The organism is Microbacterium sp. 22195 (assembly GCF_052056515.1).
Taxonomy (GTDB): Bacteria; Actinomycetota; Actinomycetes; order Actinomycetales; family Microbacteriaceae; genus Microbacterium.
On record NZ_JBQEPE010000001.1, the window covers coordinates 1,509,414 to 1,532,569 of the forward strand.

Genomic DNA, 23,156 nt, shown 5'->3' on the forward strand with positions numbered 1-23,156 from the left:
GACGAACGGTGCGATGTGCGCGACCAACGGCATGGCCACGAGGGCGCTGAGCTCCCCCGGCCTTGCCTGTCGCCGCTTCGTGTCAGCCCTCGACGGCCACCTTCGGCTTCGCCCAGGAACGTCCGCGGGTGTCCTTGAGGATCGTGTACTCCACGTCCACGTGCGGCTCGATCGCGCTGTACTTGTCGTTCGGGGCGCCGATCACCAGCTGGAAGCCGAGGCCCCGCCAGGCTCCGATGGCGCGCTTGGTGAAGTGCGCGTCGGCCTTGATCAGCGCCTCGTCCATGAACACCGGCGCGTAGCGCGGGCGCTCGGCCCCGGCATCCCCCAGCTGGTAGCGCAGCGCGGCGCCGACGATGAACGCGACCAGCTCCTGCGACTCGCCACCGGACTTCTCGCCGATGTGGTCGTACAGGGCGACGTGCTCGCCCGTCGCCGCGACGACGCGCTCCGCCGACACCCGCACGTGGTTGCGCACGTCGATCAGCTCGGCGAAGTCGGGCGCGGTGCGCCGCATGCGGCCGATCAGCCTGCTCATGCGGCGGTACGCGTTCTCGCGTTCGTCGTCGGTGGAGGCCGCCTCGATCAGCCCGCGCACCTCGCGCAGGTCGCGACGGAAGCGCTTCCGCGCCTCGGACTGGTTCTCCCGCGGCGAGATCTGCAGCCGGTGGTCGTCGTCGTAGAACGGCAGCTCGCGCATGATGCTGTTGATCGGCTCGATGCGCTCCCGGATCTCGCGCACCGACCGGCTGAGCGTGGAGTCCAGGCTGGTCAGGTCGTTGCCGGAGAGACCGAGTAGGCTGTCGCGCCATTCGCTCTCCAGCTCGTGCAGGCCGCTGGTCTTCAGCGCCTCCAGGATGCCCTCGAACTCGGCGACGGACTCGTCGGGGTCGGGCAGCAGGTTCAGGTTCGGCCAGCGCTCCAGGAAGGACGCCATCAGCTGGCGCATCCGCTCGCGCTGCTCCTCGTACGCCTCGGATGCTGCTCGCCGGTCGCCCGCGAGCCGCGCCGCGGCCGTCTTCAACGCGACGTCGAGTCGTGCGAGGCGGTCGCTGGCGGCATCCTCGGACGCGCCTTCAAGGATGAACCGGTCGTCGAGGAACGCGGCCTGACCGGCATCCAGCTCCATGCCGTCCGCGGCATCGATCACGCGCTGGCAGTCGTCGACGTCGTCGGTCACGTCGCCCCAGCGCTCCGCGACCTGGTCGCGCTGCGCCGTCAGCGAGCCGATCTCGTCGCGAAGCACGGATGCCTTGAGTTTGAGCGTCTCGGCCTGCTCCTTCAGCTGCGCGATCTCGGGGTTCGCGCCGGTGACCTCGGCCTCGACCGATGCCCAGCGCTCGACCTCCTGCGCGAGGGCGTCGACGTCGATCTGCTCCCAGGTCACGTCCTGGATCTTCGCGAACGCGGTGAGCCGGTTTTCGATGGCATCCATCGCCTTCTCGGCCGCATCCGCGGCATCCGTCGCTGCGACGATCTGCGCGTCGAGCTGCTCCAGCTGCTGCTCGAGGTCGTGAAGCCGTCGCTCGTTCGAGAACCCGAGCACGTTGTCGCGCCCGTGTCCGCCGTGCGCCCCGCGGTTGCCCTGCGACATCTGACCGGTGATGGTGAGCGCCATGCTGTGGGCGGAGAGCTGCGCGGAGGAGTCCACGCACACGAAGCCGAAGCGCTCGTCGAGGCGCTGCTGCAGCCAGCCCGTGAACGCCGTGTCACGGAAGTCGAGACGGCCCGGAAGCGTGCGCCCGTCGGCCGATGGCGATGTCGCGAGGCCGGTGTGCACGCCCTCGTATCGCAGCCGGATCGGCGTGCGCACCTGGTCGATCGCCGCCCGGAATGCGGGGACGTGCTCCGCGTCGATGAGCAGGGTCGTGGCGAACCCGCCGAGCGCGAGGTTGAACGCCTCACGCCAGGGCTCGAACTCCGTGCGGACTTCGATCAGCTCGCCGACGAACGGCAGGTCGTCGGCGTCCAGCCCGGCCGCACGGGCCAGCAGCATCCGAGCCTCGTGCAGGGGCGAGGGGATGCTGCCGTGCACGGCATCCGCCTTCTGCCGCTCGGCGTCGAGCTCGCCGCGACGACGCATCAGCGAGCGCCGCGCGGTCTCGGCGTCGGCGAACGCCGCACGCGCGGATCGGCGGGCAGAGCCCTCTCCTTCGGCCTCGTGCGCGGATGCGAGCACCGCCGCGAACTCCTCGGACGTCGTGGCCGAAAGGCCGAGGTCGGCGAGCACGGCATCCAGGCGGGCGCGCTCGCGCTGCACCTCGGTCAGCCGCCGTTCGGCCGCCCGCAGCTCTCGCTGCGCGGTCTCGAGCCGGTCGCCGCCGGACTGGCGCAGCACGTCGAGCAGGCCGTCGCGCTCCACCTCGGCCGCGTCGACGAGCGCCTTCTTCTCGCGGATGCCGGCGTCCAGCGCGCGCTTCCGGTCGCCCAGCTCGCTCTCGACCTCGCGCAGCAGGTCGAGCCGGCGCTGCGCGCGCCACAGCGACGCCCGGGATTCCGGGTCCGAGAAATCGCCGATCTCGTCGATCAGGCGGGTCTGCTCCGCGGCATCCGCGATCCGCTCCCGGATGCCGGCGATCGGCTCCAGCGCGTTCACCTGCTGCCGCGCGGTGATCATGCTCGTGCGGGTGCTCTCCAGCTCGTCGAAGTGCGCGACCACGGCGTCCGCCGTCGCCATCGTCTCGGGCTCCTCGAGCACGAGGCGCTTGTACAGGTCGTCGACCGTGGTGATCTGCTGGCCAGCCTGGATGCGGGCGAGCAGGCTCATCGCCTTCGCGCCGGATCCCGCCGCGCCGATGCCGAGCACGGCGTGCAGGCGGGCGGAGAACTCGCGGTCGGTGCCGAGCGTCTCCAGACCGAGCTCTCGCAGGCTCGCGTCGCTGAGGCGCTGGGATGCCGCGGATTCGAGCCTCGCGAGGTCGAAGTCGCCGTCGATCGTGGCGCGCACGCGCACGGTGTCCTCGAGGATGCGGGCGCCCGCAGGAATGTACCAGGCGCGGATCGCGGTGAAGCGCGAGTCGTCATGGTCGCGCCAGGTCATCGCGATGGCGGTCCAGGTGTCCTCGCCGTCGCCGCGCAGCACGCGCAGCTTGGTGCCCTCCTCGGTGCGCGACTCGTCGATCTTGCCGCGGCCGTAGGAGAGGATGTTGCGCTGCTCGTCGCCGCGCGGGCGGCCGGTGACGCCGCCGTTGGACGCACCGTTGAAGGGCGTGGTGTGCGGCATCATCAGGGCGATGTAGGCGTCCATCAGCGTGGACTTGCCGGAGCCGGAGCCTCCGCACAGCAGGGTGGCGTTCGGCGAGAACCGCACCCGGTGCGGACCGCCGTCGTAGCCGCCCCAGTTCACGAGCTGCAGGTCCTCGGCGACCCACTGCTGGCCGCGGGACTCGGCGGGGATCAGGCCGAAGAGCGTGTCGAGCATGGTCATCAGGCGTTCTCCCTCTCCTGCTGCTCCTGCTGCTGGCGGCGCAGCCAGGCGCGCAGCTCGGCGAGCTTCTCGGCGCTGAGCACCACCTCGACCAGCGCGCTGATGCGGTAGCGGCCGGTGGTCTCCTCGTCGATCACGCCTTCGCGGTCGAGCCTTTCCAGTGCCGCGCGGATCGCCTTCTGCTGACGCGCCGGGCTGCCGTCGGCATCCGTCAGGTAGCTGAGCACGGTCTGCTCGACGTCCTCGATGTCGATACGAGGAGCGGACTCCCCCGCCGCCGACTCGCGCTGGAACACCGTGCGGAGGTGCACGAGGACCAGCGTCTCGGTGCGGTTGTACGGGGCGTCCTTCAGCAGGATCGGCACCTCGAACTCATCGGAGCGCACCTGCTGCTTGTACGCCAGCCCGCGGCCGAGGTCGACGACCAGCCGCAGGTACAGGTCGTGCATGCGCGACTCGATGATCTGCTGGTGCTCCAGCAGCAGCTTCCACTCCGCGCGGTTGCCCTCGGCGCTGAGGAAGCGGCGCTGCAGCACGTGCACGAGCACGCGGCGGACCTCGGCGTCGAGCGTGCCGCGGTCGCCGGGGAACAGCTCGTCGAGGTCGTCCTCCATGGCGACGGGCGCGATGAACGGGTCGTCGGGGAGGTCGGCGCCTTCGGTGTCGACGTGGTCGGGCTCGCTGCCCTCAGCGCGGGAGGAAACCGTCGGTTCTGAGGCATCAGAACCGACATTCTCCTCCTCGCCTGCGATCTCGCGGGTGAGGGTGGCGGATGCGGATGCGCCCCCCGCACCGGCATCGATGCCACCCGGATCGGTCGTCGTCTCAGGCATCCTGATCCTCCTTGGTCGCGTCGGGCGCAGCGGCCGCAGAGCGGGCCGTCACCGCCCCGAACGCGAATCGTCGCGTGGTGCCGTCCGGACGCAGGGTGTCGGCGGTGGAGATCGCATCGTGCTCGGTCATGCCGTTGCGGTGCGCGATCTCCAGCAGGCCGACCAGGTCGACGGGCCGGCGGGTGTCATCGGGGGCGTGGGCGAACGCCTCCCCGAGGTCGAACTCCGCGCCGAGCCCGGCGACGAACGCCTCCAGCTCGGCGTAGTGCGGGCCGCCCCAGGAGCGGGAATCGGCCTCTAGGTACTCCACGTCGTCCGCATCCGTGAGCGGGGCGGGCGCGCCCGGAGGACGCACGTCGCCGACGGTCTGCCGCAGCCGGCCGAGGTCGATCAGCGGGAGGCTGCGGACGGGGTCGACGGATGCCGATGACGGCGCGTCCTTGGACCACTCGTGGAGGCCGGCGATCACATCGCGCAGCAGCTCGTCGATCTGCCGGTCGCGCAGCGGGTCATGGGTCTTCACCTGGCCGGTGATGACGTGGGATGCCCGCCGCTGCGCCGCCAGCACCTCTTCGACGCCAAGCTCCACCCGGCGCCCGATCGCGTCGAACTCGATGCGCTGCGCGGGATCGAGGAAGCGGGCGAAGGGCTGCGCCAGCAGGCCGTGCAGCTGCTCGGTGAGGGCGTCGATGCGGTCGGCGTCACCGATCAGGCGCAGGGCGCCGGCGAAGGCGCGGCCCTCCGGCGTGGACTGCATGACGTCCTTGGCGCGCTGCAGGTACTCGCGCAGCACGTCACCGGTCGGTCGGTCGTCTCGGCGCAGGTGGGAGACGACATCGCGCTGCATCTGCTTGAGCGACTCCGCCACGCGCGTGAAGTCGGCAGGCAGCTCGCGGGCGAGGTGCAGCACGTTCTCGGCCTCTTCGTACAGCTCCTCGTCGTCGAGGGGCACGGCGCCGTTCGCCTGGATGTTGAGGATCTCCGCATCCAGGGCATCCCGCTCGGCGGTGAGCCGGGCGATGCGCTTGACCGGATCCGCCTCGGCGTCGTCCGAGAGCCGCTCGACGGCCTCGAGCAGCGTGCGCACCCGCGAGTTGGAGACGCGGGTGCGTCCGCCGCCGGTGCGCCCGGTGATCTCGAGCGCCTCGACGGCGTGGGCGGAGAGCCGGTAGACCTCCACGTCGTCGTCGATCTGCTGCACCAGCCAGCCCTGCTTGGCCCAGGTGCGGCACACCTCGCGGCCGGTGCCGGCGGGGATGCGGCGGTCGTCATCGTCATGACCCGCGGCCCGCAGCACGTCCAGCGCCTCGGCGACCTCGGCGTGGGCATCCGCGATCGGGACAGAAGGACGGTCGGCTGAGAAGAGCATCGACAGCGCCGCGATCACGAAGGGCGCCTGGCGCCCGTGGAGCAGCCCCAGGGTCGGCGTTCTGAACGCTGCCAGAGAGCGGGAATATGCCGCCTCAGCGCGCGTACCAGTCATCGGTTCCAGTTTATCGGGCGGGCGCGTGGCGACCCGCATCCGCGCCTGTCACCCGACGCCCGTCCCCGATCCGCTGCTCGGCGCTCCGTGCGGCAGCAGTCCCAGGACGACGTACATCAGCGCGCCGAGCGCCATCATGCTCCCGAACGCGAGCAGGAGACGGCTCCAGGCGGGTTGGCTCCGCCGCACGAGGACGCCGAGCACGCAGACGGCGGTCGCGATCAGCAGCGGGTAGTACGGACCGAACGCGGACTCGAGCAGTCCGACCGCCACACCCACTGCGCTAGTCAGGACGAGGACGAAGCCACCAAGCCCGACATGCCGCGTCTCCGGATTCACCGTGCCCATGTACTCATGATCCTCCCGTGAAACTGCTCCTTCCAGTGCCATCCATCGGGCGGGAGGCACAGCTCATAGACGTGCCTTCCAACCCCGATCGAGTGATTCATCCCAGCCTGCCCCGGCAACAAACGAAGCCGCACGGCAGCCGACATTCATGCCACCGTCTGCTGAGAGATGCGTCCAACGTGACTGCCCGTCCCCCACATCGACGATCCGTCGGCCGCAACGCGTGCACACGGTCTCAGCTTCAGGAATCATCTCCCAGTATTCGATGTACTCGTCGAGGAGCTTCGGCTCCTCCCAATAGTCCGGCACAAGCCTGTTCTGGAACTCGAGATACTTCAGAGCCGCCCGATGGCGCAGCGCGTTCGTCCGCGCATGAAGCGCGGTCGCGATCGCATCACGGACTATCGGATTCATCTGAGCCATTTGCTGGTCCGACAGGTGCTCGACGTGAAAGTCCTCCAGTGCGTTTCGAACGCTCATCGCGATCAGCACAGCCAACGTCTTATCCGGCTCGGACAGCGGAGGCATCCCGGCATTGGTCATGACATCACAGTAGGCGACAAGACCTCAGCCTCACCGGGGTCTTCTTCTGCACCATACGTGGGGCTGAACCCGCGACCTCACGAGTCGCACCCGGCTCTTTCCCCACTCTTCCCACGTCTCCTTGTTATGCGATCCGATCAGCCGTTTCTGAAGCTTGTTGTTTCCCGTTTCTGCCTTTGATAGGCGCTATCTCGCCATGATTCCGCTGGGTACTCGCTGGCTTCTTCGCCATGGCTTCGAGCTTGTCGCGCACGTCCGGCGCGAGCGTCGTCCGCGGCAGGTAGTGCGCCTTCGTGACCCGCGAATCAGCGTGCCCCAGCAGGCCGGCGGCAAGCTCAGGATCCGCGACGAGCGCAGCAGCGGTCTTCCTGAAGATATGCGGGTGCACCCACTCGTACCCGTTCTCCACCTTGAACGCGTCCCATCCTTTGCGGAAGTTGTTCGGGTCGCGGACCTTCCCGCGCGCGGAGGGGAACACGTACTCGGGATGCCGTGCGGCCTTCGCCCGCGCGCGCAGCATCCGCGCCACGAACTCCGGCAGTGGCACCACACGCCGCGACGCCGACGTCTTCGGATGGTCCTGGATCACCGTGCCCTGCCCCTTCTTGAACACGGTGGTCGCGCGGATCAGTGCGGTAGGTGGTGACGACTCGAGGTCGACGTCAGACCATCGGAGCGCCATCGCTTCGCCGATTCTGGCGGACGTGCCCAGCATGTAGTCCACGCCGTCGGGGATATCGCGCGACACAGCATCTTTGTCGGCGTACAGCAGCACCCGCAGCTGTTGCACCTGCGCGAGGTCCAGCGCTTCGACTTCGCCCTTCTCGATCCGCACGGATGCGACATCTCGGATCGGGTTCGCGTCGATCGCGCCCAGTCGTGTTGCCAGCCCGAGCACCCCGGACAGGACCGTCTTCGCGTGCTTCGCCGCCGACGGCCCGTGCGACCCCGTCGTGTCCTTCAGGAAACGGTCGCAGCGGGACACGCTCACTTCACGCAGGCGGAGCATCCCCATGCCGGGGAGCACCATCAGGTCGAGCACTTCACGGTATCGACGCTCGGTGTTGTACGCCTTCGCGTCCTTGATCTCGTCGGCGAACCATTGCTCGGCGACGACCTTCAATCGAGTGTCGGCCGTGATCTCATCCCCGTGCAGCTTCGCCCGATCCACGAGGGCTTCCTTCAGCAGGTTCTCCGCTTTGGCGCCAGTGCTGGCAGTGCGTTCCACCTGCCGGGTGGTGCCGTCGTAGTCTCTGAAACGGGCGTAGGCGACCCACACGCGAGGCTCCCGCTCAACGCGGTTGATCTTCCCCCACGTGCCGATAGGGAGCGGTGGTCGCGCCATGATCAGCCGATCTTCGTCCAGGTGCCGCAGCGGCTGGACGATTCGAACACGTCGCCCTGCTTGAGGGTGACCGTCGCGGTACCGTCCGCGATGTTGTTGTCGATGATGTCCGCGCCGGAGCCGGTGCCCCGCTTCCAGGCGTAGTAGCAGTCGCTCACGCCGCTGGTCCGGTACACACCCGGGGCGACGTCGGTGCCCACCATCAGCACGCCAGCAGAGAACGATGACGCTTCAACAATCGCCACCTTGTCTTCCCGCGCTTTGACGGCATCTTCGCGCGCCTGCACGGCAGCTTCATCGGTGGTGAGGTCGGCGAGCTTGTCGGTGTACTCGCTGATGACCTGATCCTGCTCTTCTGCGAGCTGGTCGTGCAGCTTCGTCATCTTCGCGAGATCGGAGGACACGTCCTTGTTGTCCTTCTGCAGCTCGGTGATCTGTGGCGCCATCTGAGATGCCGTGACACCCCAGCCGGCAACGCCGCCGACGAGTAGAGCGCCCACAGCCGTGGTCGCCAGAACCAGCATCCGCTTCTGCTTCGGGTTGGAGGCGCTGCTCGCCGGTGCGTCTTGGGCCGTCGGCTCCGCCGGCGGAGTGGGTATGGACATGGTGTTCTCCTTCGGGGGTAAGGATCTATCGGATGTGACCGAGACGAAGCATCCGCATGTAGACACGCATGATGCGCTCGGTGACGTTGAGCTCCAGGGCGACTACTGCCGGATCGTCGGTGATCGGGTGGAGTTCCTCAAGGCGCCATGGTCGGATGAGTCGGCGGGCGGCGATCCGGTTCGCGCGTTCCTCCTGCGCATCCGTGGTGCCGATGTCGCCGTGCTCGTAGTGCACGATCTCGTGCGCGAGGGCGCAACGCTCGACGTCACCGTGCAGGTTGGTCCGCATGAAGACAGCGCGGTGTGCATGCGAGTAGGCAGCGACCATTTCAGGGTCGGGGAGATCATCGCGGAAGACGACAGGCAGGTCGAGCATTTCGGCGTGTGCCCAGGGGTCATAGTCGCTCGCGCACGGGCTGTCGTAGAAGTCGGTGACACCGAACATGTAGCCGGTGGTTGCTCCTGAGTCCCAGGTCTCAACAGCAAGGGTCATGGCGTTATGCGCCTCCTCGTTCGGGGTCGATGGGGGTGTTATCGGTGGAAGCTGCAAGCCCCTCAGCGTCGAGCTTCACCGTTGCCAGGTCATCCTGCCGCGCACCTCGGACACGCGCCTCACGGCGAGAATCGAGCGACACCGGAGTTGAAGTTGGTACCGCTACGCCGGCGATGAAAGACCCCGCGTTGAGGCCGAGCGCCGAGCAGATCTCGTCCACATCGGTGAGCGTGAAGGCCGCCTCGTAGCGGAACCTCATCGCGATGTAGTTGTTCGACCTGCCGACCAGCCGTGCGAGTTCGCGCTTCGAGATCCCGCGGTCTTCGATCACATGGGCGAACGCGTCCGCAACAGCACGCGCGAAGCCCGTGGCTTCCGGTTCCCGTTCCTTGGGTGACATGGAGGCGAGTGTACCGAAATCGGGTCGGTTTTGTCTATATCAAGGTTTTCCTACGTCAAACGTGAACCGATTTCGGCTCAGATCGAGTTGACAGTGAACCGAAATAGGTTCACTATGGGGGCATGACATCCACACTCCCCCTCCCCCAGCGGGTCGCCGCCGAGGTCCGGGCAGAGATGGGCTGGCAGCACAAGAGCGTCCGGGACCTGGCCGGAGCGCTCGGGATCGAGTACCGGGCCGCGAAAGCCCGGTATGACGGCACCCGCGAGTATCCACTCGACGAAGTGCCTGCGGTCGCTGCGTGGCTCGGCGTCTCTGTGGGACAGCTCACGACGGGCATCCGCGACCGAGACCGTGAAGCGCTGGTCGCCTGATGGCCACCGTCGTGGTCGATCCCCTGCTGACTCCCGATGAGGTCGCGTCGATCCTGGGCGTCGAGGTGCAGACCCTCTACAAGTGGCGCACGCTCAAGCCCGCTTACGGGCCCGCCGCGATCAAGGTCGGAAAGTACCTCCGCTGGAAGTCGTCCACCGTGCAGGCGTGGATCGACGCGCAGGGTCCGGCCTCGAACGTCACACCGATCAAGCGCACTGCCTGACGCAAAGAAGAAACGCTCCCCGCGGGAACGGGGAGCGAATCAAGAGATGGAAGGAGGCCGACCAATGGCCACCAACACTGAGAATTCTACCGGCCCGCTGGCCCTCGTCTTGGAGAAGGACGGGAACCTGGGCGGGCGTCGGATGCTGACGGACGACTTCGAGGTCGCCGCGGAGCGCGCCGATCAGATCGACGGCCGCGTGTTCGCGCTCGAACCCGTCGAGCCGGCTGCACCGTTCGCGCCCGTCACGCTGCTGCACGTTCGCGCGGCGTTCGGGATCGCTGATCTGGGACCGGAGGCCGCGTGATGAGCCTCCTCATTGACCAGCCGACGGGGGTCGGCTCGCTGGCTGGGGATTCCAGCGCCTCCGGTCAGGGCATCGCTGGGGAGCGTGCCCTGACCGTCGAGGGGAACACCGCATGGCCGGATGCCCTCCCCGAGATCACGGACCTCCCTCACGCGTCGGACTGCACCGAGTGCATCGAAGCCGGCGACAGTCTGATCGACATCGAGTGCGACAGCGGCCTGTGCGTCTACAGCGGAGACGCACCCATCGTGGACCGGTCGTACACGTACGTCTACGCGCACTGCCCGAACTGCGGCGCGGGGCACACCTTCGCCCGCGAGCGCGACTGGGACGACTGATGGTCCTCCTCCGCTGGGCGCTGTTCGTGCTCGCCGCCGAGTGCCTCGTGCTCCTGGCCATCACTCCCCGCAGCGTCGCAACTGCGATCCTCGCTGCCGACTTCGCCCTCTACTTCACCCTCTACTGCTGGACGTTCCGCGGCCAGTACACCACCGAATCGGAGAACCACTCATGAGCACCACCGCCCGCAAGGTCCGCAAGCGCGCCGGCATCCCGTTCACCAAGCCCGCCAAGACCGGGACGCCCGTCTCCGAGCGGTCGTTCGTCACCGAGCCCGTGATGCGCGGCCGTGGCGACGCGATGCCCGCAGGCATGAAGTACTCCCCGCTCGCCCCGCGGTCGCCGCGGCGTGCGCAGGCGTTCATCGCCTCCGGTGGCCGCCCGAACGTCGCCCTCCCGAAGGGTCGTGCATGATGAACCAGACCTTCACCGTGACGGACTACAAGGGCGTCCGGAACATCGAGCTCTCCCCCACCGGCCGACTGGTCGTCATCGCCGGCGGGAACGGCGCGGGCAAGTCGTCGTTCATCGACGCGATCACTGAGCTGTTCGACCCGAAGGGCACCAAGCTCACCCCGAAGCCGATCCGGGAGGGCGCCGCCGAGGCGCGCGCCGAGTACGTCGACCACGACCTCGACCTGCGGATCTCGCGCGTGTGGAAGAAGGATGGCACCGCGGGCACCCTGACCGTGGAGGCGCTGGACGGCGCGAAGTACTCCACCCCGTCGAAGATCGTCGCTGACCTCCTCGGCGGTGCGATCTTCGACCCGGTCGCGTTCCTGAACCTCGACGAGAAGAAGCAGCGCGACGCACTGCTCGAGAAGGTCGATCTCCCATTCGACCTGGATGCGCTCGCGCGGGAGAAGGCGGGCGCGGAAGAGCGCCGCCTGATCGCGGGTCGCGAGGTGAAGCGGCTTGAGGGCGCGCTCGCGTCGCTGCCGAAGCCGACTGCTGGCACCCCGGATGAGGAGGTGTCCGGGCAGGACATCCTCGTCGAGATCGAGGAGGCCCAGGACATCGAGCGTCGGCGCGTCCAGACGCAGAGCCGGTACGACGAGGCCGCGAACCTCGTCGCCGACTACGACCAGCAGATCGAAGACCTCAAGCGGAAGCGCGAGGAGGCTGCGGATCGGCAGGAGGTCGCGTGGGGCCAGCTGAGGGAGCTGCCCGATCCGATCGACATCGCACCGCTCCGCGAGCGCCTCGCGGCCGTCGACGACACGAACCGCGCCGTGCGCGCCGCCCGCCAGTACTTCGAGGTGTCGGGGGAACTGCAGGTCGCGGATGCGGACCATGCCGCCGCCCAGGCCGAACTCGACCGCATCGCCGCGCGGAAGGCTGAGGGCCTCGCCGCCGCGAAGTTCCCCGTCGACGGCCTCTCGGTCGATGACGACGGCGTGACGTTCAATGGCATCCCGTTCTCGCAGGTGAACTCGGCCATGCGCCGCCGCGTCGCGTTCGCGATCGCCACAGCCGGTGATCCGAAGCTCAAGCTCGTCATCATCAAGGACGGCGACCTGCTCGACGCCGACTCCCTCGCCGGGATCGCGGAACTCGCCGAAGAGCGCGGCTACACCGTGCTCGTGGAGCGCGACCGCGATGAGTCCCGCCGGATCGGGTTCACCGTCCGCGACGGCGCCCTCGATGCGGGCCTCACACCGATCGAGGACGTCGCTGCCGCGGCCGGCCTGAACATCATCCCGTTCGGAGGTGCGCGATGAGGATCGCCGTCACCGTGATCGGGCTTGGCGGGCAGTCCGCCAAGCGCCGCAAGCCGACCCTGCGGGAGATCGCTACCGCCGTGCAGATGCTGCAGCTCGCCGAAGGCGCGATGCTCCACGCGAACCGTGACGGATGCTTCATGCACGGGATCGCAGCGGCCACCGCCCGGCGCATGTTCATCAAGGACATCCCGAAGCGGCTCCGCGACAACCCCGACTGGATGCACCGGCATGTCGAGTCCCCGGGCATGCGCATCCAGGCCCGTGTGGACGACGAGGCGCACTCGTGAGCGCCCTCGCCGTTCTGGACCGCACCCTCGCGGACACCGCGGATCCGTCGTCGTGGGATCGTGCGCATGGCCGCGTGATCGGCTCTTACCAGGCCGGGGCGTTCGCGAAGCCCGGCAGCGTGGAGACCTACATCCGACAGATGCTCGCCCCGCGCGACTTCAAGGGCAATGAGGCCACCCGCTCAGGGAACCGGTGGGAGCCGATGCTTCTCGCGTGGGCAGGCGCCGAACCGAACTCGCTGCTGATCCACCACCCGGACGAGAAGCAGTTCGGGGCCACGGTCGACGGCACCCGCGGTGCGGAGATCTTCGAGACCAAGGCCAAGCACAACAAGGTCGTCACGGGACCGACGCCGCGCGAGATCCGCCAGATGGCGTGGCAGCTGTTCGTGCTCCCGGAATTCGAGGCCGTCAACTTCACCTGGGGCGAGCTCGTGCGCGCGTTCGGCGCCGAAGGTTGGGAGCTTCGCCGCGACCCGCAGACCATCCACTTCGACCGCGACCACCCCAAGATCGTGGCCGCTCTCAACCTCATCGTGCCGATCGCGCACGAAGTACTCGCCGGCGTGAATGCCGCCCGCCTCGAACGGAGCCCCTTCTGATGTCCACCGCTGTAGTCGCCTACGAGTCCGCGTCGCTCAACGACCGGATGAAGTACGCCCAGACACTCGCCGCCGCCGGCGACCTGATCCCGCGCGGCTTGTGGAACTCCGCGTCGAACGTGAATGGCGTGCTCGTGCCCGCCGCGCCGTCGCCGGGGAAGGTGCTCCTGGTCATGGAGACCGGCGCGATGCTCGGTCTCATGCCGGCCGCCGCCCTGCAGTCCATCGACGTCGTCGAGGGCAAGGCCACCCTGTCGGCCCGCCTCATGGGGGCACTCATCCGCAAGGCCGGACACAAGCTCGAGGTCGTCAAGACCGGATCGATCCCCGGCGGCGACTACTCCGTGACCGTGACCGGCACCCGCGCCGACGACGGATCGGTGTTCACGTCGACCTGGGACATCCCCCGCGCGATCCGCGCCGGCCTGGTGCAGAGCTACGAGCCGAACGCGCAGGGTGTGTTCGAGGTCCGGGCTCGATCCGACAAGGGCGGCATCAAGCCCTGGGAGGCGTACGCCGAGACGATGCCCGTCTGGCGCGGCATGTCCGAGGTTGGCCGGGAGGGCTTCGCGGATGTCCTGTTCGGCCTGTACTCCACCGAGGAGATCACCGACGGCGGCATCCCGGTCGCTGATCCGGATCCGGAACCGAGCGAGGACTGGCCCGCGCTGATCGCCGCCGCGACGACGCGCGCCGAGCTCGACGACATCAAGGACCGGATCGCGGCGAAGGACGAGGGCACCGACAAGCTCCGCGCCGCGTGGCTGGCCCGCGCCGGCGTGCTCTCCCGCGAGGAGAACACCGAGGATGCCGACGTCGTCCCCGATGACCCTGAGACTCCCTCCGATGGTGAGGTGGCGTATCCCAGCGCTCCCCTTCCCTCACCGTCGGAGGGCCTGACCGAGGAGGAGTTCGAGGCCGCCGAGGCTGCGCGCTTCGACGCCGCCATGGATGCCGGGGAGGTGGACCGTGACTGAGATCGTGGACGGCCGCACGGGCGAGCTGCGCCTCTCCGCTGCCGAGCAGGCTGTGACCGAGATGCTCGCGATCCCCTCCGGGATCTACGGCATGCCGATCGGGCCGAGCGAGATCGATCGGATGATCGTCGAGGTCGCCGACGCGATCGAGCACATCGCGCAGGTGATCATCGTCCTCGTCGAGGACCGGGACCGCGCCGAGGAGAAGTACCTCGCGGCGTTCGCGGACTTCATGATCATGCACGAGAGCTCGGGCACGCAGATGGCACGCCAGTACGCGCATGCGAAGACCAAGGACGAGCTGCACCAGCTGAACCTCAAGAAGGAGATGCTCCGCTACGCCGAGGAACGGCAGAAAGCGGTCCAGAACCGATCCTTCGCCCTCATGAACATCGGCAAGCGCATCACCGCCGGATTCTTCGGGAGCACACGATGAGCGCGTTCACCACCGCCGCGCCTGGCTCGCGGCACGACGCCACCCCGCCCTGGGAGAAGACGGATGCAGGCTTCATGGCCGCGCTCCCCGGCGCCGGCGCGTGGTTGGCGACCGTCGCGGACGGCGAACTGCACGTGATCCGCACGCAGGACGTCGGCCTGTGGCACCTATCGGTATCGCACACCACCCGCCTCCCGTCGTGGGACGAGATCGCCGATGCCCGGTATCGGTTCGTCCCGGACCGCGCGCGCATGGCGATGCTGCTCCCGCCGCGCGCCGAGTGGATCGACGTGCACCCACGGACCTTGCATCTGTGGGAGATCGACGAGCCCGGGAGCACCCGATGAAGCCGTGGGTGCACCGACTGCCGTTGTGGCTGCATTTCGACCGTCCGTGGATGGTCATCAGCCCCGGATCGATCGGCTGGTTCGCCACGTGGGCCGAGGCCCAGCACCACGCGACACGGATCGCATAGACCACCACGAGAAAGGACATCCAGGTGGATGAGAAGAAGAAGGACGAGAAGCCGCCGAGCTTCGCGGCGATGCTCGCGCAGGTCCGCCCCGGCACCGACATCGAGGCCGCCGAGACGCTCCGCAAGGTCGCCGCAGCAGTCAAGGAGACGGGAAAGACCGGCTCGCTCGTGATCCGCATCGACGTGAAGGCCGCCGACGGCGGCCTGGATGCGGTCGTCGTGACGGACAAGATCAGCCAGAAGATCCCGGAGAAGACCCGGGTCGGAGCGATGGCGTTCATCACTCCCTCGGGCGACCTGTCGCGCACGGACCCGTCCGCGATGCCGCTGTTCACCGACGAGGACATCCGCGACGCCGGCGGAGTCCCCGATCCCCGCACCGGCGAGATCAAGGAGGCCCCTGGGGCATGACCACCATCGAGGAAACCAAGACCGAGGCAGCAGTCGTCGCCGAACTGCAGCGTCAAGCTGACGGCGAGATGCACGTTCCGCTCAAGGCAGGCGAGGTCTACCTCGTCGCCAAGAGCATGGAGGCGAGCATGGCCACGATCGACACCGACGAGTATGCCGAGTCCCCGCGCCGTAAGACCGGGGCACGCAGCGTCACCGACGCGGCGTCGTTCGTTGCCTACGTGAACCGGCACGCCGACTCGCGCACAGAGGTCTACGCGCACGCCAACTCGTCCAAGGTCGTCGGCATCATCGACTCCCACGACGAAGCGGGCACACCCGGCGGTTGGCAGAAACACCGCGTCACCCTCGACTTGGAGCACTCCAAGGCGTGGGCAGCGTGGGCCGAGGCCGACGGGCAGCTGTTCCAGCAGGACGTGTTCGCGGACTTCATCGACGACCGCTACCTCGACGTCATCGACCCGACCGCGGCGCGCATGATCGACATCGCGCGATCCTTCCAGGCGCACACGAAGGTCACCTTCGAGTCCACCATCCGCGAGACGAGTGGCGACGTGAAGCTGAACTTCACGGAGGACACGGCCGCGAGGGCCGGACAGAAGGGCGACATCGAGATCCCCGCCCGCATCCAGCTGGCGCTGCGCCCGTACGTCGGCGGTCCGATCTACAGCATCTGGGCCCACTTCCGATACCGGCTCCGCGGCGGGGCTGTCCTCCTCGGCTTCAAGCTCGAACGCCCGGAGAACATCCTCGAGGCGGCGTTCGCGGACATCGTGACCGAGATCCGCGACGGCCGCACTGACAAGCGCGACGGGGAAGAGACCCGCGTGCACGACGGCATCGGCGGCGTCCCCATCTTCATGGGACGGCCGTCCGCCTGACCGGTCGCTGCACGTAGCAGGTGCAGCGCCCACAAGAACGGGGACCGGCCGAGTAGCAGTCGGCCGGTCCCCACCCACACATCGCATTCCCTAGCAGGAGACTCAGCGTGAGCGTACCCATCATCCCCGAAACCAAGCCCCGACGAAACCGCGCCAGCGCGCGCAAGGCTGGCACCACGTTCGAACGCCGTCAGGCCGACTGGCTCGCCACCGAGCTCCACGACGACCGCATCGACCGTCGCGTGAAGACCGGCGCCGCCGACAAGGGCGACATCGCCGGCGTCCGCACACTCAACGGCGCCCGCGTCGTCATCGAGTGCAAAGACACCGCGACGATGAGCCTCCCCGCATGGCTGCGCGAGGCCGAAGCCGAGCGCATCAACGACGGCGCCCGAATCGGTGTCGTCATGCACAAGCGCCGCGGCACCGCCGATCCGGCCGAGCAGTACGTCACCATGACGGCCGCCACCTTCGCCCTCCTCCTGAACGGGGGTGCCCGATGAACTCCCTCGCTCTGAGCGCGGAGCTCGACGACCTCAAGATCATCACCCTCACCGACGGTGAGATCTGGTCTGCCCGCGACCTCATGCCGTTCGCCGGGTACACCGACTGGCGGAACTGGTCGCAGGCGATCAACCGTGCGATCGCGTCCGTGAACGCCTCGGGACTGAACGCCGCCGATCATTTCGTCGGATCCACCAAGATGATCCAGATCGGCAAGGGCGCACGCCGCGAGGTCGAAGACGTCCAGCTGACCCGATACGCCGCGTACGTTCTCTTCCAGAACGCGGACGGTTCGAAGCCGGAGATCGCTGCTCTGCAGCAGTACTTCGCCGTCCAGACCCGGAAGCAGGAAGTCGCCGCAGCGCCGAAGGGCGCCGAGCTGCTCGCTCTGGCGGTCATCGAGGCGCAGCAGATGCTCGCCGACCGGGACCAGCACATCGCCGAGCTCACACCGCGCGCGGAAGCGTGGGACGACCTCGCGTCCGCCGAGGGTGACTACGCCGTCGCGGATGCCGCGAACATCCTCAAGCGCGCCGGCATCAGCACGGGCCCGCAGCGCCTGTTCGACACCCTCGGGGAGCTCGGCTGGATCTACCGCGGCGAGGAGCGCCGCTGGCGCCCGTACGCGCGCGCACTCGACGCCGGCTACCTGACGGAGCGCGCGATGCCGCCACGCGTCAAGGACGGCGAGCTGCTCCCCGTGGCCCCGCAGGTGCGTGTCACCGCGCGCGGGCTCGAACGGCTCCGCGTGCGTCTGGGAGGTGCAGCGTGATGCGCCTAGAGACCGCGTGCGCGACGCAGCGCGATCTCCCGCGCCTTCGCCTGGCCCGCCGCAACACCGATTTCGTCCGCCTGGTCCTCAAGCCCATCGACAAAGCGGGCCTTGTACGCCGCATCAAAACCTGCCTTGAGTGCCTCTGCCCACTCAGCATCGGTCAACGCGATCGTGATCTCAGTCATGCCCGCACTCTATCGGTGGTGACGGCATGAGCGCCTGGCCTGACCGGATGAAGGTCGGCCCGATCGGCGAGTGGCCAGGCGAACTGACGCGCGAGCGGCACGCGTCGAAGTTCAGTGCGACGCTGAACGACACCCTGCGTCTGCTCGATCGCGAGATCTGGCACCTCGCCGACACCCGAGCGCACCAGGACTCCGCCGAGCTGCTGATCGCCGTCCCGGCGGGCGCGTTCCGCATCGACGGACGCCCCTACGCGAACGCCAAAGCCGAGCACCCCGGTGTGATCTTCTCGATGGAGTCCCGCCATGGTCAACTGTCGTACCCGTGCGACACGTTCACGACCTGGCACGACAACCTGCGTGCGATCGCTCTCGCGCTCGAGGCGCTGCGCAAGGTCGACAGGTACGGCGTCACCCGTCACGGCGAGCAGTACCGCGGGTTCCTCGCGATCGAAGCGACTGCGGCGCCGGCCGGCTTCGCTTCGAGCAAGGACGCGCTGTTCTTCCTGGCCAATGTCTCAGGCGAAGTCCGGCAGGACTGGACGCCCGCCACTGCTCTGCGGGCTGCACAGCGCGCGACCCACCCCGATCGAGGCGGCGACGCCGCGGTATTCCAGCGCGTAACTCTCGCCGAGGCGAAGCTCCGAGCGGAGGGTCTGCTGTGATCGGCTCAGTCGGCGTCGATGTTGCGCGTGACGTAGAAGGTCGCGCCGCCACCAATAGCTACTGCGACCTCTTCGTCGCTGTCGGCCGGGGTGAATCGCCACAGGCTAGGACGCCCCTCCGCGCGGTCATAGAGCCCCTTGAGCATCTCGTAATCGGTGTGCGTGATGCGGAACTCGGCGTCGGCGTAGTGAAGCGTGTACGTGATCGTAGGCATGCCCGCACTCTAGCGGGATTTGGCTGCCACCAGCGGTCAGTGCTTCGGGCCCCTGGATCTCCGTCTTCGCCGCTGCCAGCTGACGTCCTGGCTGCTGCGCCCTGCGGTGCCGATCGAGACCACTCCGACGAAGAACTGTCCGATACCTTCGACGATTCGGACGACATTTGCCGCAACGTCATATGGCAGTGTCGCGAGAGCGCGAGCGAGGGCGCTTGGAAACTCCACCGCTCCTTCAACAAGGCCCTCTTGCAGCGCGAGCGCAGCGCGCGCCTGAGATCGGACCACTTGGGTGAAGGCAGACGAAAGAGGCGTGGCCAGGAAGAGCCACCGAAGAATCACCAGAAGGATCAGTGTGATCGTGGTCGTCCAGAGGACATTCGCGAACGTTCCCTCGTAGCCCTTCGCCTGAATGCCCAGGAGCGCGGAGATGGTGATGAACGCGCTCAGCGCGGCAAGCAGCAAATCAACCGTGATCTGAGCTATGCCAAGCCAGAAGCTGTCGCTCTCGAGTGCGTCCTCGTCCCCAGAGCGCTTGAATACGACGCGCTCGGCGACGAGCAAGACCATGAAGACGGGGGCGAGCTGCGAGAGCGCGGTGCACACATCAGCATTCATCGCATCGAGCGAGGTCATGCCGGAACTCTATCGGCGGTGACGTCATGAGCGCGTGCGAGGTCTGCAGCGCGACGACGTTCAAGTCGCGCGAGCCATTCGCCCTGACATGTCACACGTGCGGGAAGGAGCTCTGCTCCGCGCACGCGCACTACTACGTCGACGAGTCGAACGTCGCGATCACCCAAAGCGCGCGCCCGACGTGCGCGACGTGTAACGGCATGGTCACGGTGCACTGCTTCTGGTCGAAGTGCTCGCACATCGTCGAGCACCGCGGCCCGGAGAAGGCTGCCCGGATCATGCAGGAGCACTACGACACCTCGCACGCTGCCGACCTCACTGCCCTCGGATTCCCGACCGACGACAAGCCTCCTGCTCGCTTCGAGGTGCGAATCAAGGGCGACCGTGCGCTCTCCTGCGAAGACCGCGCCGAGGCGGAGCGCTGGGCAGAAGTCCTTGGAACGGATTACGCGCCCGCGACCGTCCACGACGCGCATGCCACTCCGGGCGGCTGCAAGAAGACACCTGAGGCGAACGCACCCACGCTGTTCGACCTCCTCGACATCGAAGGGAGCGCGGCATGAGGTCGCCATTCCAGACCATGACCAAGCGGTTCAAGATCGAAGCGTACGCGGACGACGTGTCGGAGCTCACGGTCGACCTGAGCCACGACGATTTCCAGGCCGTCGTGAAGGTGCTGCACGCGCTCAATCAGAGCAGCGTGCCGTACACGCCGCGGTTCCGTGTCTCCGAGGTAGACGCTGAAGGCGCCGAACGCCGCGAGCTGCTCGCCCCGACCGAGGCTGTCCGATGACGCCGTCGGCAGCGACCATCGATCAGTCGCACGACGCCGCCCTGTCGGCCGCGTTCGACGCCGCCCACCAGGTCGCCAAGGTCAAGGGCTACGTGCACCCCGTGGTGCCGTGGAACGGCCTCACCGTCACGGATCTGTTCTGCGGTGCCGGCGGTTCGTCCTCCGGTCTCGTGGAGGCCGGATACCGCGTCGTCATCGCGGCGAACCACTGGGCGCTGGCGATCGAATCGCACCAGGTGAACCACCCCGACACCGACCACTCGCAGGCGGACATCTCGCAGGTCGACCCGCGGTACTTCCCGACCACGGACATCCTGTGGGCGTCGCCGGAGTGCACGAACCACTCGATCGCGAAGGGCGTGAAGCGGCAGCGGGCGATGAACGAGGCGCTGTTCGAACTGGACGGTACCCGCCCGCTGGTCGATGAGGCCGCGAACCGCTCACGCGCGACCATGTGGGACGTGCCGCGGTTCGCCGAGCACCACATGTACCGGGCGATCATCATCGAGAACGTCGTCGATGCGGCCCGCTGGGTGCAGTTCCCGGCCTGGCTGATGGCCATGGAGCTGCTCGGCTACCGGCACGAGACAGTCTGGCTGAACTCGATGCACGCGCAGCAGGGTGGCCTGCCCGCGCCGCAGTCCCGCGACCGGATGTACATCGTCTTCTGGCGGCAGGATCAGGCGTCCAAGAAGAACCCCGCGCCGCGCCTGGGCCGGTGGACGCAGCCGCTCGCCCTGTGCCTGGAGCACGGCGAGATCCGCGCGACGCGCGCGTTCAAGAAGAAGGAGCCGTGGGGTCGCTACCGTGCGCAGTACGTCTATCGGTGCCCCGAGTGCTGGCAGGTTGTGGAGCCGGGCTGGCTGGCCGCGGACACGATCATCGACTGGTCGCTGCCGGCGCCGAGGATCGGTGACCGGGAGAAGCCGCTGGCGGAGAAGACCCGCGAGCGGATCCGCCGTGGCATCGAGCGCTACTGGGCACCGCTGGTCGTCAAGGCCGCCGGGAACACCTACGACGGCGTCAACACCGGTTCGAACTACCTGCGGGTGAGCGAGCTCGACACGCCCCTGCCGGTGCAGACCGGCACCGCTGAGCATGGCGTGGCCGTCCCTCCGGCGTTCCTGGCGCAGTTCCGGGAGCGGGACCGCACGCAGACCCTCGACGAGGCCCTGCCGACGGTCGTCGCGGACGGCGCCAACCACGCGCTGATCGTGAACAACCTCAGTGGGGCGGATGCGTCGCGGTCTCAGCCGGTCAGCGCCGCGCTGCCGTCGCTCGTCGCCGGTGGCAACCATGCGTCGCTGCTCGTGCCCGTGGAGGGCCGCGAGGGGAAGTCCGCCGCGCCGATGTCGGGACCGATGCGCACGCAGTCGACCCGCAACGAGACCGGCATCCTCGTGCCGTACTACAGCACGGGGACGCCGCGGCCGTCGACCGAGCCGATGGGCGCGGTGACCACCGTGGACCGCGAGGGCATCGTGATCCCTCTGCGGAACCACGGCGTCGCGAAGCCGACCGATCAGCCGATCGACACGGTCGCGGCGAACGGCAACCACCACGCCCTGATAATGCGCAACAACCTCGGCGGCGCGGAGATGTCCACGCCCGTCACCGAGCCGCTGCGCACGCTGACCACAGGCGGCCATCAGTCCCTGCTCGAGCCGTTCGTACCGATCAGCCTCGACGTCGACGACGCCGGCTTCCGGATGCTCGAACCGCACGAGATCCAGGCGGGGATGGGCTTCGCGCGCGACTACCTCCTGCTCGGGACGAAGCGGGACAAGGTCAAGCAGGCCGGGAACGCGGTCACCCCGCCGTGCGCGCGCGACCTCGGTTTCGCCGTCGCCGAGTTCCTGAACTGGACGGAGGCGATGGCCGCGTGAAGACCATCTCGCCCCGCCCAGCGCCGGAGACGCTCGCGCACGACGCACCCCAGGCGCGGTGTCGTCGCTCGTGCTGCTGGACGCCCTACGGGCACTCGAACGCCGCGCCGCGGTCCTGCACCTGCCACTGGAAGGAGAACCATCGTGGGTAGCCACGTCCCCGCACGGATGCTCCGCGACCTGGACCGCCGGGACTCTGCCGCCGGCCGCACGTGCGTCCTCACCGCCGTCCAGTCCGAGCGGATCATCCCCCAGCACCGTCAGGGCGGCATGGGCGGCAGGAAGGACAAGCACCGCCTCCCGAACCTGTTGTGGCTCGATTCCCTGATCAACAGCTTCATCGAGGACGACGCCGAGTGGGCGGCGATCGCTCAGGCGTACGGCGTCAAGGTGCCGATCTGGGTGAAGGACGTCACACGCGTGCCCGTGTGGTTCGCGAACGAGGGACGCTGGTTCGTCCTCGAAGGCGACGGCCGCCGCCAGATCGACGCCGTCGAGGCCCTGGCCATGATGCTCGACGTCTACGGCGACGACTACCTCCTCTGGAAGGCGATCGCCGACGACACGGATCGTGCCCGTGCGCTCTACCTGAGGAGCGTGCGCTGATGGCCACGGGACTGCCCTGGGTGCGGATGGACAGCGACATCTACGCGAATCCCAAGGTCGCGACCTTCATCGATGAGCACGGTCAGCGCGGCCTGGCTGCGATGGCCGTGTGGCACTTCGCGATCGAGTACTCCGGCGCGCACGCCACAGACGGAGTGATCGCGAAGTCCGCGCTGCGGTTCATCCATGCGACCGCGGCCACCGCCCGGCTCTTGGTGGAGGGCGGATTCTTCGAGCCCCATGAGAAGGGCTGGGCCGTCACAGGGTACGCAAACCATCAGCCGACGAAGGAGATCACCGAAGCGCTCCGACAGCAGTTGTCGGAGGCGGGGAAGAAGGGCGCGGCTGCGCGCTGGGGAGGAAAGGAGACCTCATGACTA

The 23,156-nt window shown here is 68.1% G+C and carries 35 protein-coding genes; 23 read left to right on the plus strand and 12 right to left on the minus strand.

What is annotated here, in order from left to right:
* Positions 1–82: 82 nt before the first annotated feature.
* The 9 genes from ACTJJ4_RS07340 to ACTJJ4_RS07380 all read right to left on the minus strand — a co-directional run bounded on the left by ACTJJ4_RS07340 (position 83) and on the right by ACTJJ4_RS07380 (position 9,477).
* Positions 83–3,427, minus strand: a complete 3,345-nt coding sequence (locus ACTJJ4_RS07340; RefSeq protein ID WP_440942659.1) for an ATP-binding protein — start codon at positions 3,425–3,427, stop codon at positions 83–85.
* On the minus strand, positions 3,427–4,260 hold the full coding sequence (locus tag ACTJJ4_RS07345; protein WP_440942660.1) for a DUF4194 domain-containing protein: 834 nt from the start codon (positions 4,258–4,260) through the stop codon (positions 3,427–3,429). Before ACTJJ4_RS07345 ends, ACTJJ4_RS07340 begins: the two co-directional genes overlap by 1 nt.
* Positions 4,253–5,743, minus strand: a complete 1,491-nt coding sequence (locus ACTJJ4_RS07350; protein WP_440942661.1) for a DUF3375 domain-containing protein — start codon at positions 5,741–5,743, stop codon at positions 4,253–4,255. Before ACTJJ4_RS07350 ends, ACTJJ4_RS07345 begins: the two co-directional genes overlap by 8 nt.
* A 48-nt stretch (positions 5,744–5,791) precedes the next feature.
* The gene (locus ACTJJ4_RS07355) at positions 5,792–6,091 is read right to left on the minus strand and encodes a hypothetical protein (protein WP_440942662.1); all 300 of its coding nucleotides are present in this window, start codon (positions 6,089–6,091) and stop codon (positions 5,792–5,794) included.
* 63 nt (positions 6,092–6,154) lie between these two features.
* Positions 6,155–6,634, minus strand: a complete 480-nt coding sequence (locus tag ACTJJ4_RS07360) for a hypothetical protein (protein ID WP_440942663.1) — start codon at positions 6,632–6,634, stop codon at positions 6,155–6,157.
* Between the two features lie 124 nt (positions 6,635–6,758).
* A complete protein-coding gene (locus tag ACTJJ4_RS07365; protein WP_440942664.1) occupies positions 6,759–7,913 on the minus strand; it encodes a tyrosine-type recombinase/integrase in 1,155 nt (384 codons plus the stop codon).
* Between the two features lie 68 nt (positions 7,914–7,981).
* Positions 7,982–8,584 carry a hypothetical protein gene (locus ACTJJ4_RS07370; RefSeq protein ID WP_440942665.1) on the minus strand — a complete coding sequence of 201 codons (603 nt, stop codon included), beginning with the start codon at positions 8,582–8,584 and terminating at the stop codon, positions 7,982–7,984.
* Between the two features lie 25 nt (positions 8,585–8,609).
* Complete coding sequence (locus ACTJJ4_RS07375) at positions 8,610–9,029, minus strand: hypothetical protein (protein ID WP_440942666.1); 420 nt, start codon at positions 9,027–9,029, stop codon at positions 8,610–8,612.
* A 52-nt stretch (positions 9,030–9,081) separates the two neighbouring features.
* On the minus strand, positions 9,082–9,477 hold the full coding sequence (locus ACTJJ4_RS07380; RefSeq protein WP_440942667.1) for a helix-turn-helix domain-containing protein: 396 nt from the start codon (positions 9,475–9,477) through the stop codon (positions 9,082–9,084).
* A gap of 122 nt (positions 9,478–9,599) precedes the next feature.
* On the opposite strand from ACTJJ4_RS07380, the gene ACTJJ4_RS07385 reads away from it, so the two are divergent.
* From ACTJJ4_RS07385 to ACTJJ4_RS07465, 17 genes are all read left to right on the plus strand, one after another.
* Positions 9,600–9,851: a hypothetical protein gene (locus tag ACTJJ4_RS07385; RefSeq protein WP_440942668.1), complete on the plus strand. Its 252-nt coding sequence runs from the start codon at positions 9,600–9,602 to the stop codon at positions 9,849–9,851.
* The gene (locus tag ACTJJ4_RS07390; protein ID WP_440942669.1) at positions 9,851–10,075 is read left to right on the plus strand and encodes a helix-turn-helix transcriptional regulator; all 225 of its coding nucleotides are present in this window, start codon (positions 9,851–9,853) and stop codon (positions 10,073–10,075) included. Before ACTJJ4_RS07385 ends, ACTJJ4_RS07390 begins: the two co-directional genes overlap by 1 nt.
* 64 nt (positions 10,076–10,139) lie before the next feature.
* On the plus strand, positions 10,140–10,382 hold the full coding sequence (locus ACTJJ4_RS07395) for a hypothetical protein (protein WP_440942670.1): 243 nt from the start codon (positions 10,140–10,142) through the stop codon (positions 10,380–10,382).
* A complete protein-coding gene (locus ACTJJ4_RS07400; protein ID WP_440942671.1) occupies positions 10,382–10,720 on the plus strand; it encodes a hypothetical protein in 339 nt (112 codons plus the stop codon). Before ACTJJ4_RS07395 ends, ACTJJ4_RS07400 begins: the two co-directional genes overlap by 1 nt.
* Complete coding sequence (locus ACTJJ4_RS07405; RefSeq protein ID WP_440942672.1) at positions 10,720–10,896, plus strand: hypothetical protein; 177 nt, start codon at positions 10,720–10,722, stop codon at positions 10,894–10,896. Before ACTJJ4_RS07400 ends, ACTJJ4_RS07405 begins: the two co-directional genes overlap by 1 nt.
* Entirely contained in the window at positions 10,893–11,135 is a 243-nt protein-coding gene (locus ACTJJ4_RS07410; RefSeq protein WP_440942673.1) for a hypothetical protein, read from the plus strand. Before ACTJJ4_RS07405 ends, ACTJJ4_RS07410 begins: the two co-directional genes overlap by 4 nt.
* Positions 11,132–12,442 (plus strand): ATP-binding cassette domain-containing protein, encoded by a 1,311-nt coding sequence (locus tag ACTJJ4_RS07415; RefSeq protein ID WP_440942674.1) that lies wholly within the window; start codon positions 11,132–11,134, stop codon positions 12,440–12,442. Before ACTJJ4_RS07410 ends, ACTJJ4_RS07415 begins: the two co-directional genes overlap by 4 nt.
* The gene (locus ACTJJ4_RS07420) at positions 12,439–12,732 is read left to right on the plus strand and encodes a hypothetical protein (protein ID WP_440942675.1); all 294 of its coding nucleotides are present in this window, start codon (positions 12,439–12,441) and stop codon (positions 12,730–12,732) included. The genes ACTJJ4_RS07415 and ACTJJ4_RS07420 overlap by 4 nt, the downstream gene beginning before the upstream one ends.
* Positions 12,729–13,334: a hypothetical protein gene (locus ACTJJ4_RS07425; RefSeq protein WP_440942676.1), complete on the plus strand. Its 606-nt coding sequence runs from the start codon at positions 12,729–12,731 to the stop codon at positions 13,332–13,334. Before ACTJJ4_RS07420 ends, ACTJJ4_RS07425 begins: the two co-directional genes overlap by 4 nt.
* A complete protein-coding gene (locus ACTJJ4_RS07430; RefSeq protein WP_440942677.1) occupies positions 13,334–14,311 on the plus strand; it encodes a hypothetical protein in 978 nt (325 codons plus the stop codon). The genes ACTJJ4_RS07425 and ACTJJ4_RS07430 overlap by 1 nt, the downstream gene beginning before the upstream one ends.
* Positions 14,304–14,747 carry a hypothetical protein gene (locus ACTJJ4_RS07435; protein WP_440942678.1) on the plus strand — a complete coding sequence of 148 codons (444 nt, stop codon included), beginning with the start codon at positions 14,304–14,306 and terminating at the stop codon, positions 14,745–14,747. Before ACTJJ4_RS07430 ends, ACTJJ4_RS07435 begins: the two co-directional genes overlap by 8 nt.
* Complete coding sequence (locus ACTJJ4_RS07440; RefSeq protein ID WP_440942679.1) at positions 14,744–15,094, plus strand: DUF7694 domain-containing protein; 351 nt, start codon at positions 14,744–14,746, stop codon at positions 15,092–15,094. Before ACTJJ4_RS07435 ends, ACTJJ4_RS07440 begins: the two co-directional genes overlap by 4 nt.
* Positions 15,091–15,222, plus strand: a complete 132-nt coding sequence (locus ACTJJ4_RS07445; protein WP_440942680.1) for a hypothetical protein — start codon at positions 15,091–15,093, stop codon at positions 15,220–15,222. The genes ACTJJ4_RS07440 and ACTJJ4_RS07445 overlap by 4 nt, the downstream gene beginning before the upstream one ends.
* Before the next feature lie 24 nt (positions 15,223–15,246).
* Positions 15,247–15,633, plus strand: a complete 387-nt coding sequence (locus tag ACTJJ4_RS07450; protein ID WP_440942681.1) for a hypothetical protein — start codon at positions 15,247–15,249, stop codon at positions 15,631–15,633.
* Positions 15,630–16,514, plus strand: a complete 885-nt coding sequence (locus ACTJJ4_RS07455; RefSeq protein ID WP_440942682.1) for a DUF2303 family protein — start codon at positions 15,630–15,632, stop codon at positions 16,512–16,514. Before ACTJJ4_RS07450 ends, ACTJJ4_RS07455 begins: the two co-directional genes overlap by 4 nt.
* A 107-nt stretch (positions 16,515–16,621) precedes the next feature.
* Positions 16,622–17,017, plus strand: a complete 396-nt coding sequence (locus ACTJJ4_RS07460; RefSeq protein ID WP_440942683.1) for a hypothetical protein — start codon at positions 16,622–16,624, stop codon at positions 17,015–17,017.
* A complete protein-coding gene (locus tag ACTJJ4_RS07465; RefSeq protein ID WP_440942684.1) occupies positions 17,014–17,790 on the plus strand; it encodes a phage antirepressor KilAC domain-containing protein in 777 nt (258 codons plus the stop codon). Before ACTJJ4_RS07460 ends, ACTJJ4_RS07465 begins: the two co-directional genes overlap by 4 nt.
* A 5-nt stretch (positions 17,791–17,795) precedes the next feature.
* On the opposite strand, the gene ACTJJ4_RS07470 is transcribed toward ACTJJ4_RS07465, so the two are convergent.
* On the minus strand, positions 17,796–17,978 hold the full coding sequence (locus tag ACTJJ4_RS07470) for a hypothetical protein (RefSeq protein ID WP_440942685.1): 183 nt from the start codon (positions 17,976–17,978) through the stop codon (positions 17,796–17,798).
* Between the two features lie 26 nt (positions 17,979–18,004).
* Here ACTJJ4_RS07470 and ACTJJ4_RS07475 point away from each other — a divergent pair, with 26 nt between their 5' ends.
* Positions 18,005–18,640 carry a hypothetical protein gene (locus tag ACTJJ4_RS07475; RefSeq protein ID WP_440942686.1) on the plus strand — a complete coding sequence of 212 codons (636 nt, stop codon included), beginning with the start codon at positions 18,005–18,007 and terminating at the stop codon, positions 18,638–18,640.
* A gap of 5 nt (positions 18,641–18,645) precedes the next feature.
* Here the strand turns inward: ACTJJ4_RS07475 and ACTJJ4_RS07480 are convergent, their stop codons facing one another.
* Positions 18,646–18,855, minus strand: a complete 210-nt coding sequence (locus ACTJJ4_RS07480) for a hypothetical protein (protein WP_440942687.1) — start codon at positions 18,853–18,855, stop codon at positions 18,646–18,648.
* A gap of 36 nt (positions 18,856–18,891) precedes the next feature.
* Entirely contained in the window at positions 18,892–19,491 is a 600-nt protein-coding gene (locus tag ACTJJ4_RS07485; protein ID WP_440942688.1) for a hypothetical protein, read from the minus strand.
* Positions 19,492–19,517: 26 nt separating this feature from the next.
* Here ACTJJ4_RS07485 and ACTJJ4_RS07490 point away from each other — a divergent pair, with 26 nt between their 5' ends.
* From ACTJJ4_RS07490 to ACTJJ4_RS07510, 5 genes are all read left to right on the plus strand, one after another.
* Positions 19,518–20,054, plus strand: coding sequence for a hypothetical protein (locus tag ACTJJ4_RS07490; RefSeq protein ID WP_440942689.1), 537 nt, complete (start codon positions 19,518–19,520; stop codon positions 20,052–20,054).
* Positions 20,051–20,284, plus strand: coding sequence for a hypothetical protein (locus ACTJJ4_RS07495; protein ID WP_440942690.1), 234 nt, complete (start codon positions 20,051–20,053; stop codon positions 20,282–20,284). The genes ACTJJ4_RS07490 and ACTJJ4_RS07495 overlap by 4 nt, the downstream gene beginning before the upstream one ends.
* The gene (locus tag ACTJJ4_RS07500; RefSeq protein WP_440942691.1) at positions 20,281–22,170 is read left to right on the plus strand and encodes a DNA cytosine methyltransferase; all 1,890 of its coding nucleotides are present in this window, start codon (positions 20,281–20,283) and stop codon (positions 22,168–22,170) included. The genes ACTJJ4_RS07495 and ACTJJ4_RS07500 overlap by 4 nt, the downstream gene beginning before the upstream one ends.
* Before the next feature lie 144 nt (positions 22,171–22,314).
* Positions 22,315–22,776: a hypothetical protein gene (locus ACTJJ4_RS07505; protein ID WP_440942692.1), complete on the plus strand. Its 462-nt coding sequence runs from the start codon at positions 22,315–22,317 to the stop codon at positions 22,774–22,776.
* Positions 22,776–23,153, plus strand: coding sequence for a hypothetical protein (locus ACTJJ4_RS07510; protein ID WP_440942693.1), 378 nt, complete (start codon positions 22,776–22,778; stop codon positions 23,151–23,153). Before ACTJJ4_RS07505 ends, ACTJJ4_RS07510 begins: the two co-directional genes overlap by 1 nt.
* The last annotated feature ends 3 nt before the right edge of the window (positions 23,154–23,156 follow it).